Source organism: Thauera aminoaromatica S2, from assembly GCF_000310185.1.
Lineage (GTDB): Bacteria > Pseudomonadota > Gammaproteobacteria > Burkholderiales > Rhodocyclaceae > Thauera > Thauera aminoaromatica.
This window is the reverse complement of record NZ_AMXD01000309.1, coordinates 1-578: the sequence shown is the minus strand read 5'-3', so window position 1 is coordinate 578 and position 578 is coordinate 1. Positions and strand designations below refer to the sequence as shown.

At 75.3% G+C, this 578-nt stretch carries 1 protein-coding gene; it reads left to right on the top strand.

Annotation, left to right across the window (positions count from 1 at the left end):
* On the top strand, window positions 1-578 hold a 578-nt coding region (locus C665_RS19790), incomplete at both ends, for a methyltransferase domain-containing protein (protein ID WP_004330950.1).

Here is a 578-nt window from a genome sequence, read left to right as displayed (position 1 = left end):
CTCGCCCCCGGCCAGCGCGTGCTCGACCTCGCCAGCGGCCCCGGCCTGCTCGCCGGCCAGGCCGCGCTGCGCGTCGCCCCCGGCGGCAGCGTGCTCGCCACCGACATCGCCGAGGGCATGCTCGCCGAAGGCGCGCGTCGCTGCGGCGAACACGCCGACGCTCCGTGCTTCGCCGCCGCCGACGCCGAACAGCTGTGCCTCGCCGACGCCAGCATGGACCGCGTGCTCGCCGGGCTGGCGCTGTTCATCTTCCCGCACCCCGAGCGCGCGCTCGCCGAAATGCACCGCGTGCTCATGCCCGGCGGACGGGTGGCACTGTCGGTGTGGGGCGTGCGCGAGTCCGTGCCGCTGATCCACCGCGCTCAGGACACCATCGCCCGCCTGCTGCCGCCGCCCAAGGTGTCGCGCCCCTCGGTGTTCCGCTACGGCGAGGCGGAAGTGCTGTCCGCCACGCTCGCGGCGGCCGGCTTCGACGACATCGACATCCGCCCCTGCACCTTCTCCTGCCACTTCGCCGACGCCGAAGCCTACTGGCAGGCCTTCCTCGACCTCGCCGGCGGTGCCGCGGAGGCGCTCGG